The 13,722-nt window shown below is 70.8% G+C and carries 12 protein-coding genes and 2 tRNA genes; 4 read left to right on the forward strand and 10 right to left on the reverse strand.

The window, feature by feature from the left end:
- Positions 1 to 131: 131 nt before the first annotated feature.
- Positions 132 to 2,165 (reverse strand): glycosyltransferase family 2 protein, encoded by a 2,034-nt coding sequence (locus ABD198_RS12735; RefSeq protein ID WP_344000479.1) that lies wholly within the window; start codon positions 2,163 to 2,165, stop codon positions 132 to 134.
- Between the two features lie 467 nt (positions 2,166 to 2,632).
- Positions 2,633 to 2,706, reverse strand: a tRNA-Lys gene (locus tag ABD198_RS12740).
- 195 nt (positions 2,707 to 2,901) lie between these two features.
- Here ABD198_RS12740 and ABD198_RS12745 point away from each other — a divergent pair.
- The 3 genes from ABD198_RS12745 (at position 2,902) to ABD198_RS12755 (ending at position 6,263) form a co-directional block, all read left to right on the forward strand.
- Positions 2,902 to 4,272 carry a peptidoglycan-binding protein gene (locus ABD198_RS12745; protein ID WP_344000481.1) on the forward strand — a complete coding sequence of 457 codons (1,371 nt, stop codon included), beginning with the start codon at positions 2,902 to 2,904 and terminating at the stop codon, positions 4,270 to 4,272.
- An 83-nt stretch (positions 4,273 to 4,355) separates the two neighbouring features.
- The gene (locus tag ABD198_RS12750) at positions 4,356 to 5,534 is read left to right on the forward strand and encodes an SPFH domain-containing protein (RefSeq protein ID WP_344000483.1); all 1,179 of its coding nucleotides are present in this window, start codon (positions 4,356 to 4,358) and stop codon (positions 5,532 to 5,534) included.
- A 123-nt stretch (positions 5,535 to 5,657) separates the two neighbouring features.
- On the forward strand, positions 5,658 to 6,263 hold the full coding sequence (locus ABD198_RS12755) for a lytic polysaccharide monooxygenase auxiliary activity family 9 protein (RefSeq protein WP_344000485.1): 606 nt from the start codon (positions 5,658 to 5,660) through the stop codon (positions 6,261 to 6,263).
- Positions 6,264 to 6,440: 177 nt separating this feature from the next.
- Here ABD198_RS12755 and ABD198_RS12760 read toward each other — a convergent pair.
- The 6 genes from ABD198_RS12760 to ehuB all read right to left on the reverse strand — a co-directional run bounded on the left by ABD198_RS12760 (position 6,441) and on the right by ehuB (position 10,701).
- Positions 6,441 to 6,514 (reverse strand) — tRNA-Lys (locus ABD198_RS12760).
- 104 nt (positions 6,515 to 6,618) lie between these two features.
- Positions 6,619 to 7,371: an IclR family transcriptional regulator gene (locus tag ABD198_RS12765; protein ID WP_344000487.1), complete on the reverse strand. Its 753-nt coding sequence runs from the start codon at positions 7,369 to 7,371 to the stop codon at positions 6,619 to 6,621.
- 268 nt (positions 7,372 to 7,639) lie between these two features.
- Complete coding sequence (gene ehuA, locus ABD198_RS12770) at positions 7,640 to 8,431, reverse strand: ectoine/hydroxyectoine ABC transporter ATP-binding protein EhuA (protein ID WP_344000489.1); 792 nt, start codon at positions 8,429 to 8,431, stop codon at positions 7,640 to 7,642.
- Positions 8,421 to 9,071, reverse strand: a complete 651-nt coding sequence (gene ehuD / locus ABD198_RS12775; protein WP_344000491.1) for an ectoine/hydroxyectoine ABC transporter permease subunit EhuD — start codon at positions 9,069 to 9,071, stop codon at positions 8,421 to 8,423. The genes ehuA and ehuD overlap by 11 nt, the downstream gene beginning before the upstream one ends.
- Positions 9,068 to 9,769 carry an ectoine/hydroxyectoine ABC transporter permease subunit EhuC gene (ehuC, locus tag ABD198_RS12780; RefSeq protein ID WP_344000493.1) on the reverse strand — a complete coding sequence of 234 codons (702 nt, stop codon included), beginning with the start codon at positions 9,767 to 9,769 and terminating at the stop codon, positions 9,068 to 9,070. The genes ehuD and ehuC overlap by 4 nt, the downstream gene beginning before the upstream one ends.
- Entirely contained in the window at positions 9,766 to 10,701 is a 936-nt protein-coding gene (ehuB, locus tag ABD198_RS12785) for an ectoine/hydroxyectoine ABC transporter substrate-binding protein EhuB (RefSeq protein ID WP_344000495.1), read from the reverse strand. The genes ehuC and ehuB overlap by 4 nt, the downstream gene beginning before the upstream one ends.
- A 97-nt stretch (positions 10,702 to 10,798) precedes the next feature.
- Here ehuB and ABD198_RS12790 point away from each other — a divergent pair, with 97 nt between their 5' ends.
- On the forward strand, positions 10,799 to 11,293 hold the full coding sequence (locus ABD198_RS12790; RefSeq protein ID WP_344000498.1) for a DUF3830 family protein: 495 nt from the start codon (positions 10,799 to 10,801) through the stop codon (positions 11,291 to 11,293).
- Here ABD198_RS12790 and ABD198_RS12795 read toward each other — a convergent pair.
- Positions 11,274 to 12,677, reverse strand: a complete 1,404-nt coding sequence (locus tag ABD198_RS12795; RefSeq protein ID WP_344000500.1) for an amidase — start codon at positions 12,675 to 12,677, stop codon at positions 11,274 to 11,276. The genes ABD198_RS12790 and ABD198_RS12795 overlap by 20 nt on opposite strands.
- A 17-nt stretch (positions 12,678 to 12,694) precedes the next feature.
- The gene (locus ABD198_RS12800; protein ID WP_344000502.1) at positions 12,695 to 13,642 is read right to left on the reverse strand and encodes a D-2-hydroxyacid dehydrogenase; all 948 of its coding nucleotides are present in this window, start codon (positions 13,640 to 13,642) and stop codon (positions 12,695 to 12,697) included.
- Positions 13,643 to 13,722 lie beyond the last annotated feature (80 nt).

Genomic DNA, 13,722 nt, shown 5'->3' on the forward strand with positions numbered 1-13,722 from the left:
TCCGCTACGAAGCGACCGTACTGGTCGCAGCCATCAACGAATGGCTGTGACCAGCACTTTCGAAACGCACCCTAGTACCACCGCCGTGCCTATCGCGAGGCGACGGGCGCGACGGCGGCCTGCACGGTCCTTCATTCCTTACGTCCCCCAAGTCCACCAAGGGCGATCTGCATGGTCTGGTCGTTGCCGGGGGCTCCCCCGGTACCTCCTGCTGCTCCCGGAGCGCCGTGCGAGCCGGCCCAGCTGGGGCGGACCTGCGGGGCGTGCGAGGCATGCGGCTGCGGTATCCGCGGAAATGCCTGGGTCCGGGAGTCCTCGGCGGTTCCCAAGGCGGGCGCCGGCTGCGGCTGCCCCCCTTCCTGCCCCGGCCGTCGCTTGCGGTCCTGACGCATGCCGTGGCGCCAGGCGAACATCGGCGCCGCGGTGATCAGCAGCGCGAACGACGCCCAGATGACCATGGCCGGGTGGGAGTGTCCGTAGACGAATCCGGCGGCGATGGATCCACCGAAGATCAGGATGAAGTACCAGTGGTAGCGGAACGTACCGAACCACGTGTCCGGGCTGGCCGAGTCGCCCTTCGGGGTGACGACGAACTTGCTCTTGCGGCGCAGGATGGAGTCGATGAGCGCCTTGGCGTAGAGCGGTGCCGACAGCGCGGACATGATCATGCCGGCCACACCGCCGGAGCCCTCGGGCTCGTGCGGCGAGACGTTGTGGCGGCGGTTCCAGATGTACAGGCCGATCTGCAGCGCCGAGGCGTTGCCGTAGAGCATCAGCCAGACAGCCGGGTCGATGTTCACACCCGAGGCGCCCAGACCCAGGAACAGCGCGCAGCTGATGGCCGCGAGGATCCAGTTCAGGGCGGACATCGGGTAGAAGATGATCATCATCGTGTAGTTGAAGAGCTTGCCCGGCGGGAGCGAGAAGAAGCCCTTCCAGTACTGCTTGAGGATCGTCTCGTACGTACCGCGGGACCAGCGCATCTGCTGGGTGAAGAAGTCGGTCCAGGCGTTGGGGCCCTCACCGACCGCCAGCACGTCCGGCGTGTAGACCGAGCGCCACTTGTTGCCCGTCTCCGGGTTGCGGGCGCGGTGCATCTCGAAGCCGGTCGCCATGTCCTCGGTGATCGAGTCGTACAGGCCGCCGATCTGCTTGATGGCCTTGATGCGCACCGCGTTGGAGGTGCCCACGAACATCGGGGCGCCGTAGGCGTTGCCCGCGCGCTGGATCAGCGCGTGGAAGAGGAACTGCTGGGACTCGGCGGCCTTGGTGACAAAGTTGTCGTAGTTGCCGTAGACCTGCGGGCCGATGACGAAGCCGACGTCCGGGTCGCGGAAGAAGCCGAGCATCCGCTCCAGGTAGTTGGGCAGCGGCACGTGGTCGGTGTCGACCGAGGCGAAGAAGTCGTAGTCGTCACCGTGCGCCTCGAGCCAGGCGTTGTAGTTGCCGTGCTTGGTCTTGGCGCGGTGCGGGCCCTTCTTCTGGTTCCACTTGGCGACGCCTTTGCGGGAGAAGTGGTGCACGCCCAGGCGCGCGCAGACTTCCTTCACCTCGGGGTCGTCGCCCTCGTCCAGCAGCCAGACGTGCATGGTGCCCCGGTGGCGGATCTTGACGGCCGCCTCCAGGGTCTTGGTCACCATCTCCAGCGGCTCCTTGCCGGGCACGAAGGAGGTGAGGAACGCCACACGTGTGCCGGTCTCGGGCACCACCGGGATGGGGTCGCGGGCGACCAGGGTGGCGTGCGCGTTGGACAGCACGTTCATGCAGCGGAAGAACTCGATCAGACCGATCGAGACCAGCATCACGACGTCGAGGGCGGGCAGCCACTCGAACGCCGGGTAGTCGCGCTCGGTCCAGTGCGAGGGCTGCAGCAGCCACACCAGCAGCACCAGCGACAGCACCGGGGCCGCGGCCAGCATCAGCCCGATGCGGATGCGGTGCGGCTCCTGGCCGATCAGCGAGCGGTACTGGACGCGGTAGGGCTTGTTCGGGTCGGGCTGGGTGAGGGGACCCGCGAGCCGGCTGTAGTGCTCGTAGTCGTAGCGCGGCAGCGTCTTCTTGATCCGCCGGAACGTGCCCGTGTTCCACCCCCTCTGCGGCACCCTCAGCTGGGTGGTCCGGGACGGGTCGTGGTCCCCGCGGGCGCCCGTAGGCGTCGACGTCATGAGTCATCCCCCCACACGTGGCTCCACCACGTGTTTCGTCGCTTCCTAGCGTCCGCTCCAGTCCCCCTCGACCTTCACAGACGTATCAGTGGTAGACCGCTGTCACCACGTCATCCACAGCTTATAGACACCGTTCAGCGCTCTTCCGGTTGCATGATGCCCCCCACGGCATCGCATCATGAGCGGGACCCCTCGTCCCGCGCCGACGGCAACCGCTTTCCCGCCCCCTCCACGGCCGCGCAACCCGCGGCAGACGTGAAGAACCCAGGGTCTCCGGTGTCCATCATGATCGCAAGATGCGAAACGCGGTGTTCACCGGCCATACGTGTCCATTGTGACGGGTGTGGAGGACTGGTGGGGCCACTGATGCATACGTGCGGCAAGAGGTGCGCGCTCAACGGGGACCCGTCGGAATCAGGCCAAAAACGGACGGGCTCCTCGTGATCACGAGGAGCCCGTCCGGTCGGTGCGCCGCCAGGGACTCGAACCCCGGACCCGCTGATTAAGAGTCAGCTGCTCTAACCAACTGAGCTAGCGGCGCCGGCTGACGCGGTAACTCTACAGGACCCCGAGGGGTGCTTCCGACCACCCCGTCGCGGGCGGGGCGGGAGCGGCCGGCGCCAGGTACATCATTCGGACCGTCAACATGCGCCCGACGCAGACAGTTGGGAAACTGATCTCCGTGGACAGGTGCGACAGTGGTCAGGGTGGTCCAGGGAAATGTGAGGGGAATCGCATGGAGTCGCCGGTATTCGAGGAATTCGAGCCCGCGAGCGACTGCGACTGCCCCGGATGCGTGCACTGGCGGCGCGTTCTTCCGCTTTCCCCGGCCGGCCGTGCGGCCGGACATCCGGCGGCGCGCAGGCCGCTGGTGGTGGCCACCGCGACGGCCGCGGCGCTCGGCGGCGGCGCGATCCTGGCGGTGGCCGCCCCGTCCCCCTCGCAGGCGCCCGGCAAGACCGGTCTTCCCGGCGATTCCGCAGATCAGGGGCAGGAGACGCCGCAGGGTCCGCAGGGGCCGCTGTACGGTCCCGGCGGGCAGGCCGCGCCGCTCGCGGCCCCGGCGCAGATCCGCGCGATCACCCGGGCGGAGATCATCCGCAGGGCGCGGAAATGGGTGACCGAGAAGGTGCCGTACCGCATGAACGCGTACTGGTCCGACGGTTACCGGCAGGACTGTTCGGGTTATGTCTCGATGGCCTGGAACCTGCCCCGCAACGAATGGACCGGATCGCTCGCGAGCTACGCCGAGAAAATCTCCAAGAGCGAACTCCAGCCGGGCGACATGCTGCTGTTCCACAATGCGGCCGACCCTCTCCAGGGATCCCATGTCGTCCTTTTCGGGGGCTGGTCCGACACCGAGCGCACCTCCTACCTGGCCTACGAGCTGGTGCCGCCGTACGCCCGCGCCCGGACGACCCCGTACGCCTACTGGACCGACTCCAGCCGCTACGTCCCGTACCGCTACAAGGGCGTGACCGCCTCCACGGCGGGCTCCGTCCCGGCGGCCGTGCCGCGCCGGACGCCGTTCCCGGGGGCGTCGCATTTCGGCCCCGGTGCCGTCAACGCGTACGTCACGGAGCTCGGGCGCATGCTCTCCGGCCGGGGCGGGGCCCGCTTCTACGCCGTGGGGCCGGGGCCGCGGTGGACGGAGGCGGACCGCAGGGCGACCCGGGCGTTCCAGCAGGCCCAGGGCCGGCGGGGGACCGCGGCGGACGGGCTGCCGGGGCCGGTGACCTGGGACCTGCTGGTGACCGGCCGGGGCCAGGACATCCCGCGCGACACCAAGAGCGGAGTTTCCGCTTCCGTCGCGCCGACGCCTTCCGCGCCGCCCTCCGGGGCCGCTCAGGCTCCCGCCTCGCACGGGGTGCCGGGCTATCCGGGGCGGGCCGCCTTCCGGCCCGGCGCCGAGAACGCGTACGTCACCCGGCTGGGGCGGCAGCTGGTGAGGAAGGGGTTCGGCCGGCACTACACCACCGGTCCGGGCCCGCGCTGGACCGAGGCGGACCGCCGCAACGTCGAGGACTTCCAGCGGGCCCAGGGCTGGCGGGGCGGTGCCGCGGACGGCCACCCGGGCCCGGAGACCTGGCGACGGCTGTTCCTGTGAGCCGGCTGCCGAGCCCGCTTCGGTGAGCCGGCCCCAAGGCACTGTCCGATGTGACGCATCTGGCGCGGAGGCTGGAGGCACGCATGACCACGACCACCGACCACACCCTGGAGTCCACCCCCGAGTCCACACCGGAATCCGCACCGGAGTCCGGCCGGGACACCGGGCAGCAGACCGCGGTGACCGCCGCCGCGGCGCCCCGGTCCGCCCGGCTCATCCACACCGGGTCCACCACCGAGATCCCCGTCCATCTGCTGTTCCGCGACGACCCCGACCCGGCGGCGCCGCCGCTGCGGCCCGCGGTGGTGGGCCGCCGGGAGGGCACGGGGGAACAGGCGCGGCTGCGCCGCCCGGCCGCCGAGGGGCCGCGCCCGGAGCTGTGCGCCGACCCCGAGCTGGTGGAGCGGCCCGCCCGGGTGCTGCCGGGTGCCGCGGGCGTGGTGGCCGGGCTGTGCGGGGTGGCCGGGTGCCTGGCCACGTCCTGGTGGGCGGGGTTGCTGCCGTCGGCCGTGGCCGGTGCGTCCGGCCTCGCGTCTCCGGCGGCGGGGCTCGGCCCCGCGCAGTGGGCGGCGTACACGGGCGCGGCGGCGCTCGGGCTGTTCGGCTTCGGCGGGCTGGCCCGCGGGCGGACCGGACGCGCCTGGGTGCTCGACCTGTTCGGCCGCTACCGGGGGACCGTGCGCCGCACCGGGCTGCTCTGGGTGAACCCGCTGCTGCTGCGCCGCCGGGTCGACGTGCGGCTGCGGCACTGGCGCAGCGAGCCGATGCAGGCGGCCGGCCGCAGTGGGGTGGCGCTGCGGGTGGTGGTGCTGGTGGTGTGGCGGGTGCGGGACACCGCGCGGGCCACGCTGGGGGTCGAGGACCACGAGACCTATCTGCGCCAGTGCGTGGAGGCGGCACTGCTGCGGGTCCCCGTGAAGGAGCCGGGGGCGGGCAAGGGTGCGATGGAGGCGGCGCAGGAGGCGCTGACCCGGGCGGTGGCCCAGGACGCGGCGCCGGTGGGGATCGAGGTGTTCGCGGTGCGGCCGGTCCGGGTGGAGTACGCCCCCGAGGTGGCCGCCGCGATGCACCGCCGCCGGATCGCCGCGCTGGACGCCCAGCACCGGGCGAGCGTGCTGAACGCGGTCGTGGACTCGGTGGAGGACACCGTGACCAGGCTGACCGTGCGGGGCCTGGTCGAGCTGGACGACTACGAACGCAAGGCGCTGGTAAGGGACTTGACGGTGGCGTTCTGCGTGGGGCGGAGCCAGACGGGTCCGTGACCGGCCGGCCGAACAGGTCGGTCGATTGGTATGGACATGTTCAACCAACGGCCATACTCTGACGCTTGGTCTAGACCTAGTGCACGGCTCACTGATCTTCCCCCACACTCCAGGAGCGGCAGCATGCGCACACGGACCAAGCTGTACGCAGCCGCGGTGGGACTGGCCACGACGGGAGCCCTCGTGCTCTCCTCCGGCGGGGCCAGCGGCCACGGCTACACCGATCTGCCGATCAGCCGGCAGAAGCTCTGCCAGAACGGCACGGTCACCAACTGCGGCGACATCCAGTGGGAGCCGCAGAGCGTCGAGGGCCCCAAGGGCTTCCCCTCCGGCGGACCGGCGGACGGCCAGATCTGCTCGGGCAACAACACCCGGTTCGGCCAGCTCGACAACCCGCGCACCCCCTCGGGCGGCGCCTGGCCCACCACCAAGGTGACCGGCGGCCAGAACTACACCTTCCGGTGGCAGTTCACCGCCATGCACGCCACCACCGACTTCAAGTACTACGTCACCAAGCCGGGCTGGAACCAGAACCACAAGCTCTCCCGGTCCGACCTCAACCTCACCCCGTTCCTGACCGTGCCCTACAACGGCCAGCGCCCGCCGCAGACGCTCTCGCACAGCGGCCGGCTCCCCACCGGGCTCAGCGGCCACCATGTGATCCTCGCGGTCTGGACGATCGCCGACACCGGCAACGCGTTCTACGCCTGCTCGGACGTCGAGTTCTGACCACCGCACCCGAAGGCCACGTTCCGAGCCTTCCGTGAGCCACCGGTCCGTCCGGCGTGGGCAGGTCACCCCCGCGCCGGACGGACCGGGCCAGACGGGGCGCCGAGCGGCTGAAGGCCGCAGGGCGTGTCCGGGCATGGCAAAGGGCCTCCCGCTCCCACGAGAGGCCCTTCTGCGTGCGCCGCCAGGGACTCGAACCCCGGACCCGCTGATTAAGAGTCAGCTGCTCTAACCAACTGAGCTAGCGGCGCATGACTCACGCCGTCCGCTTCCCCGCGGGCGGCGTCGACGTAAATACTACCTGGTCCGAAAGGGTGCTCCTGACCACCACCGCAGGGGCCGGCCGACCGGGGGCTCAGATCGCCAGGGACAGCAGCACGGGGGCCGCGCTGCGGTTCAGGGTCTCGGCGGCCTGGCGCAGCCGGTGCGCGTGCTCCACGGGCAGGGACAGGGCGAGGCTCCCCACCGAGGACCCCGCGGTGATCGGCACCGCAGCGCAGACCGTGCCGACCGCGTACTCCTGCAGGTCCAGCACCGGCACGGTCGGCGGCTGCGCCGCCAGCCGGGACAGCAGCACCTTGTCGCTGGTGATGGTGCGCGAGGTGAGCCGGGCCGGACGGTACCGGGCGAGATGATCGCGCCGGCCCTGGTGGTCGAGCTGGGTGAGCAGGCTCTTGCCGACCGCCGTCGCGTGCGCGGACACCCGGAAGTCGACCCACTCGTTGACCTTCGGGGTGGCCGGGTTGTCCGCGTACTGGGTGACCTTGACCTCGCCGTCGACGTACCGGCTGAGATAGACGGCGGCGCCCACGCTGTCCCGCAGCCGGTCCAGGGTGGCCTGGAGCTTGGCGCGCAGGGCATCGTCGTGATCCTGGGCGGAGCCGAGGCGGGCGAGGGCGTCGCCGGTGACACAGCTGCCGTCGGCGAGCCGCTCGACGTAGGACTCGCGGATGAGCATCCGCAGCAGCGGGGCCAGCCGGTCCGGCCCGAGGCCGCTCTCCCGGGCGAGCTTCGCCTCGCCGATCCCGCCGCCGTGCCGCGCCACCGTCTCCAGCACCCGCAGGGCGCCCTGGACCGAGCGGTACGGCGTGGTCGGCTCCAGCCTCATCACTGCTCACCTCGCGCTGCACTCGCTTGGTCGGGGCCGCGGTCCGGTCGGCGATTCCCGTCCACGATAGCCGTCAAGGAGCAGTCCCGGAGCGGGTGTTGACGAGATTCCGGCCCTCCGCCGACGCTCCGCGCGGGGCCCTCAGCTGCGGCATCGGCCCCCTGGCACATGCCACGGGAATGTCCAGGCGCCGGACCTCGTACGTCGGTCCGGGCGCCGGGCAGAGCCCGCCATGAACGGGGCGAAAGGGCCCCGGGACGGTACGTGGTCACAGGACCGCGCTGAGGAACTCCCGGGTCCGGTCCTGCTCCGGCTCGTTGAAGATCTTGTCCGGCGAGCCGGCCTCGATGACCCGGCCCGAGTCGAACATCAGCACCTGGTCGGAGATGTCACGGGCGAAGTTCATCTCGTGGGTCACACAGAGCATGGTGATGTCGGTGGACCGGGCGATGTCGCGCAGCACGTCCAGCACGCCCGCGACCAGCTCCGGGTCCAGCGCCGAGGTCACCTCGTCCAGCAGCAGCACCTGCGGCCGCATCGCCAGCGCCCGCGCGATCGCCACCCGCTGCTGCTGACCGCCGGACAGCTGCGCCGGGTGCTTGTGGACGTGGTCGGTCAGGCCGACCATCTCCAGCAGCTCCCGGGCCCGTTCCTCGGCCGCGTCCTTGGGCATGCCGAGCACGGTGACCGGCGCCTCGGTGATGTTCCTGAGCACCGTCATGTTCGGGAACAGGTTGAACTGCTGGAACACCATCCCGATCTTCTTGCGGACCTCGCGGACCTGCTTCTCGGGCGCCGGGAACAGCTGCTGCCCGTCCACGGTGATCGTGCCCTCGTCGGGCTTCAGCAGCGTCATCAGCAGCCGCAGGATCGTGGTCTTGCCGGAACCGGACGGGCCGATCAGCGTCACGTGCTTGCCGGCGTCGACCGAGAAGTCCAGGTTGTCCAGGACCGTGTGGTTGCCGAACCGCTTGGTGACCCGCTCCAGCCGGATCAGCTCACCGGTGGAGCGCGGGGTCTCGGGCTTCTTCTCGAACGGGGCGTGAGTATCAGTGGACAAGGCGTCGCTCCAGGGCTCGCAGGGCAAGGGAGGCCAGGTAGGAGATGACGATGAAGGCCACGCCGATCACCGTCAGGGGCTCGGTGAACTGGAAGTTCTGCTGGGCGAACAGCCGCGCCTGGCCGAGCATCTCCAGCACGGTGATGGCCATCAGCATCGGGGTGTCCTTCAGCATCGAGATCACGTAGTTGCCGAGCGCGGGCACCACCCGGCGCACGGCCTGCGGAAGGATCACCACGGTCCACGTCCGGCGCAGCGGCAGGTTCAGCGCCGTCGCCGCCTCCCACTGGCCCACCGGCACGGCCTCGATACCGGCGCGGTAGACCTGCATCGTGTACGTCGAGTAGTGCAGCCCGATGGCGAAGACACCGGTGGTCAGCGCCGAGAAGGTGATCTCCCACTCGGGCAGCACGTAGAAGAGGAAGAACAGCTGCACCAGCAGCGGGGTGTTGCGGACGAACTCCGTGAAGGCGCCGACCGGCCAGGTCACCCAGCGCGTCGGCGCCCGCATCAGCAGCGCCCACACCAGGCCCAGCGCGAAGGAGATCAACGAGCCGAGCACCAGGATCTGCAGGGTGACCAGCAGACCGTCCCAGAAGTACGGCATGAAATCGGCGACCGCGCCCCAGTCCCACGTCATGCGACACCACTTCCCTCGGGCACGCGCTCGGCGGCGGCCTGCTTCTGCGGCGCCTTGCCGACGCCGGCCTTCAGCTTCCTCTCCAGCCCGCGCATCGACCGGGTGAGCAGGAAGGCGATCACGAAGTAGATGAGCAGGACGTAGGTGTAGATCTCCGCGCTCTCCTGCAGCGCCAGGCGCACCAGGTTGGCGCTGAACGCCAGGTCGCCCATGCCCATGATCGACACCAGGGCGGTGCCCTTGAGCAGCTCGATCAGCAGGTTGGAGAACGGCGGGATCATCTCCGGCACCGCCTGCGGCAGCAGGATCAGCTTCATCCGCTGCCAGGGCGTGAAGCTCAGGGCGATGCCGCCCTCACGCTGGGCCGGGTCCACGGCGGCGAGGGCACCGCGCACGATCTCCGAGCCGTACGCCCCGTAGGTCAGGCCGAGGGCCAGGGTGCCCGCCCACAGCGGCACCAGCTGCCAGCCGAAGGCCGGGGGCAGCACGAAGAACACCCAGAAGATCATCACCAGCGCGGAGGTGCCGCGGAACACCTCGGTGTAGAAGCCCGCGAGGAAGCGGACGATCCACAGGCGGTGGGTGCGGGCGATGCCGACCACGAACGACACCGCGGTGGCGAGCAGCCCGCTGAGCACGAGCAGCTGGACCGTGACCCAGACGCCCTCGAGTACGCGTATCCACAGTCCAGAGGTCATCCGCCACAGAGCTCCTTCGCGGTCAGATCCGTCATCTCCGCCTCGGTGAACCCGAACGGCTTGAGGATGCGGAGCAGCTCACCGCTCTCCTTGAGCTTGTGCAGCTCGGCGTTGAAGGCGTCCCGCAGCTTGGTCTCCGTCGGGCGGAACGCGAACGCGCCGCCGTCGACATGCGGCTTGCCGTCGACGATCGGCTTGAACGGCTCGGTGGCCTCGGCCTTGCTGGACTTCTTCACCACCTCGCGGGTGGTCAGCGCGGTGCCGGCGAAGACGTCGACGCGTCCCGCCTCCACGGCGTTCAGCCCGGCCACCTGGTCCGGGACGATCAGGATGTCGCTCTCCTTGTAGCCGGCCTCGACGGCGTATGCGATCTCCGCGTAGCCGGTGCCGGTGGCGAACTTCGCCTTCTTCTCCACGACGTCCCGGTAGTTGTGCAGCCCTTTCGGGTTGCCCTTGCGGACGATGAAGGAATCGAGCATCTGGTAATCGGGGTCGGAGAAGATGACCTGCTCGCAGCGCTCGGGATTGACGTACATACCGGCGGCGACGACATCGAACTGCTGGGAGTTCAGGCCCGGAATGAGCGAGCCGAACTCGGTCGGCACGGGCTGTACCCGGTCCACGCCGAGGCGTTTGAAAATGACCTTGGCCAGCTCCGGCGCCTCACCGGTCAGCTCGCCGTCGTTGTCGATGTAGCCGAATGGTATTTCCCCGGCGATTCCGAGCCGCGCGACACCCGCGGCCCTGAGGCGCTCCAGCAGATCTCCTCCGTCGGCGGCCGCCTCGGTGGGCACGCGCGAGCAGCCCGCCGCGCCCAGCGCGCCGAGCGCCGCGACCCCCGCGAGCAGCGACCGGCGCGAGGGCCCTGATGAACGTGAGAAGCGTGATGAGGATGCGCTTCGTCTCAGTGGTTGTCCCAGTGGTGGAGCCATGGCGGCGCAGCTACCCGATGCGATGCGAGTTATTCCGGCCAATTTCGGCCCCGATCGGCGGTGGGGCGGTCTTGACCGGCACGGGACCATGGGACGCATGGCTGACCGATACATCGAGATCTCGCTGGTCAAGCGGGGAATCACCGGGACCGCGCGTCTGCTCGACGACCGGGCGCCGATCACCTGCGCGGCCGTCTGGAATTCCCTGCCCCTGTCCGGCGACGTCTACCACGCCAAGTACGCACGCAACGAGATCTACGCCCTTTTCCCGCCGTTCGCGGAATCGGAGCCACCCCTGGAAAACCCGACAGTCACCCCTATCCCGGGAGATCTCTGCTATTTCTCCTTCGCGGGCGCCGAGCTGGGCACCAAGGCCTACGGCTACGACCGGGAGGTCCGGCCGGGGACGACGGTGGTGGACCTCGCCCTGTTCTACGAGCGGAACAACCTGCTGCTGAACGGCGACGTCGGCTGGGTGCCCGGCATCGTCTGGGGGCAGGTGACGGAGGGGCTGCCGGAGCTGGCCGAGGCCTGCAACGACCTGTGGCGCACCGGCGCGGCGGGGGAGACGCTCAGCTTCCGCCGGGCCTGACCGGGGCGGCCACCCCCGCCTCGTACAGCGTGTGGGCGGCCCGCAGCACCAGCGCGTCCTGGTGGCGGGCGGCCACCAGCTGAAGCCCGATGGGCAGGCCGTCGGCATCCGTGCCGACCGGCACGGTCGCCGCGGGCTGCTGCGTCATGTTGAACGGGTAGGTGAACGGGGTCCAGCCGGTCCAGCGCCGGTGCCCGGAGCCCTTCGGCGCCTCCACGCCCGCCTCGAACGCCGTGATGGGCAGGGTCGGCGTGACCAGCAGGTCGTAGGTGTCGTGGAAGCGGCCCATCCGCCTGCCCAGGTCCATCCGGACGTCCACCGCGGCCAGGTAGTCCAGGGCCGAGTAGCGTGCGCCCTCCGCGCAGATCTCGCGCAGCCCGGGGTCGAGCAGCTCCCGCTGGTAGCGGGTGAGGTGCTGCACCACCCGGGCGGCCCCCGCGAACCACAGGGTGTGGAAGGCCTTCACCGGCTCGCTGAAGTCCGGGTCGGTCTCCTCCACGTACGCGCCGAGCTGCGCCAGCCGCTCCACCGCCCGCCGCACCGCCGTCGCCACGGCCGGCTGCACCGCCACCTGGCCGCCCAGCGACGGCGAGTACGCCACCCGCAGCCCGCGCACCCCGCCGGCCAGTTGCTCGGTGAACGAGCCCGGCGCCGGGCCCAGCGCCGACCAGTCCCGCGAGTCCGGCCGGGCGATCACGTCCAGCAGCAGCGCCGCGTCCGCCGCGTCCAGGGTCATCGGCCCGACATGGGCGAGCGTGCCGAAGGCGCTCGCCGGATACAGCGGCACCCTCCCGTACGTCGGCTTCAGCGCGAAGATCCCGCAGAAGGCGGCCGGGATGCGGACGCTGCCGCCGCCGTCGGTGCCGAGCGCCAGCGGCCCCGCGCCCCGGACCACGGCCGCCGCGGCGCCGCCGCTGGAGCCGCCCGGGGTGCGCGCCGGGTCGTGCGGGTTGCGGGTGATCCCGCTGAGCGGGGAGTCGGTGACGCCCTTCCAGCCGAACTCGGGGGTGGTGGTCTTGCCGAGGAACACCGCGCCGTGCTCCCGCAGCCGGGCCACCGACGGGGCGTCCTCGTCCCAGCGGCCCTCCGGGTCGACGGTCAGCGAGCCCTTCAGGGTGGGATGGCCGGCCAGCAGCAGGATGTCCTTCACCGTCACCGGCACCCCGTCGAGCAGGCCGCCCGGCTCGCCGCGCCGCCACCGCTCCTCGGCGGCCCGGGCCTGCTCCAGAGCCTCCTCGGCGGTGATGCGCACGAACGCGTTCAGCTCCGGCTGGATCTCCTCGGCCCGGCGCAGCGCGGCCCGGGTGGCCTCCACGGGGCCGAACTGGCCCCGGCGGTAGCCGTCCAGCAGTTCCACGGCGGTCAGCTCGGTGAGCTCGGTCATCCACCCTCCAGGGATCGTCAGTGTCCGGGTACATACCCACGCTGCTTGTCGACCACGTTCACCAGGGGCTGTCCGGCCTCCCAGCGTTCGTACAACTGGATGAACTGCTGTGCGAGTTCGTCGCGCCAGCCGACCGTGTCCCCGCTCATGTGCGGCGACACGATCAGGCCGGGCACCTCCCACAGCGGGCTCGCCGGGTCCAGGGGCTCCGAGGTGAAGACGTCGAGGGCGGCGGCCGTGATCCAGCGCCGGCGCAGCGCCTCGGCGAGCGCCTCCTCGACCACCAGGGGGCCGCGGCCGACGTTGATGAAGCAGGCGGAGGGCTGCATCACGCCGAAGCGGTGCGCGTCGAACATGCCGCGGGTCTGCTCGGTCAGCGGCGCGGCGGCGATCACCCAGTCCGCGCGGGCGATCAGCCGGTCCAGGTCCTCCGGGCCGTGCACCCCGGCCCGCCGGGTGCGGCCGACCAGCGCGGTGGTGACGTCCAGCGCCTTCAGCGTCCGGTCGATCGCCCGCCCGATCGGCCCCGAGCCGACCACCACCGCCCGGGTCCCGGCGACCTTGCGCGACTCCCGGTGCCGCCAGGTCCGCTCCCACTGGAACTCCAGCGTGCGCGGCAGGTCCTTGGCCAGCGCGAGCACCAGGGCGGCGACGTACTCGGCGATCGGCTGGTCGAAGACCCCGCGCGCATTGGTGACCACCGTGTCGGAGGCGGCCAGCTCCGGGCACATCAGATGGTCCACGCCGGCGCTGGCGGTGTGCACCCAGCGCGGGCGGGGCCCGTCGCCGGGCCAGGCCTTGCGCACGGCGTGCGAGGTGAAGTCCCACACCAGCAGCACATCGGCGTGCGGCAGCCGCTCGGCGAGCGTGGACTCGTCGGCGTGCTCGATCCGCACCCGGCCGGTGAGCCGGCCGAGCCGGGGCGGCGGCTCGGCGTCCAGGACGAGCAGTACGGGGGTGGTCATGGGCCGCCGTTTCTCCGCGTGGACCGGTTGCCTTCCCGGGTTGTTCCGGGCGTCTGAGATGCGCGGATTGACCACGCTCG

Source organism: Streptomyces thermocarboxydovorans (assembly GCF_039524635.1).
GTDB lineage: Bacteria > Actinomycetota > Actinomycetes > Streptomycetales > Streptomycetaceae > Streptomyces > Streptomyces thermocarboxydovorans.

Bases quoted from the DNA above. Each gene is read 5' to 3' on its own strand.
- ehuB (WP_344000495.1), bottom strand. From the start codon at position 10,701: ATGGCTCCACCACTGGGACAACCACTGAGACGAAGCGCATCCTCATCA.
- ABD198_RS12735 (WP_344000479.1), bottom strand. From the start codon at position 2,165: ATGACGTCGACGCCTACGGGCGCCCGCGGGGACCACGACCCGTCCCGG.
- ABD198_RS12745 (WP_344000481.1), top strand. From the start codon at position 2,902: ATGGAGTCGCCGGTATTCGAGGAATTCGAGCCCGCGAGCGACTGCGAC.
- ehuC (WP_344000493.1), bottom strand. From the start codon at position 9,769: ATGACCTCTGGACTGTGGATACGCGTACTCGAGGGCGTCTGGGTCACG.
- ABD198_RS12795 (WP_344000500.1), bottom strand. From the start codon at position 12,677: ATGACCGAGCTCACCGAGCTGACCGCCGTGGAACTGCTGGACGGCTAC.
- ABD198_RS12755 (WP_344000485.1), top strand. From the start codon at position 5,658: ATGCGCACACGGACCAAGCTGTACGCAGCCGCGGTGGGACTGGCCACG.
- ABD198_RS12750 (WP_344000483.1), top strand. From the start codon at position 4,356: ATGACCACGACCACCGACCACACCCTGGAGTCCACCCCCGAGTCCACA.
- ehuD (WP_344000491.1), bottom strand. From the start codon at position 9,071: ATGACGTGGGACTGGGGCGCGGTCGCCGATTTCATGCCGTACTTCTGG.
- ABD198_RS12800 (WP_344000502.1), bottom strand. From the start codon at position 13,642: ATGACCACCCCCGTACTGCTCGTCCTGGACGCCGAGCCGCCGCCCCGG.
- ABD198_RS12765 (WP_344000487.1), bottom strand. From the start codon at position 7,371: ATGAGGCTGGAGCCGACCACGCCGTACCGCTCGGTCCAGGGCGCCCTG.
- ABD198_RS12790 (WP_344000498.1), top strand. From the start codon at position 10,799: ATGGCTGACCGATACATCGAGATCTCGCTGGTCAAGCGGGGAATCACC.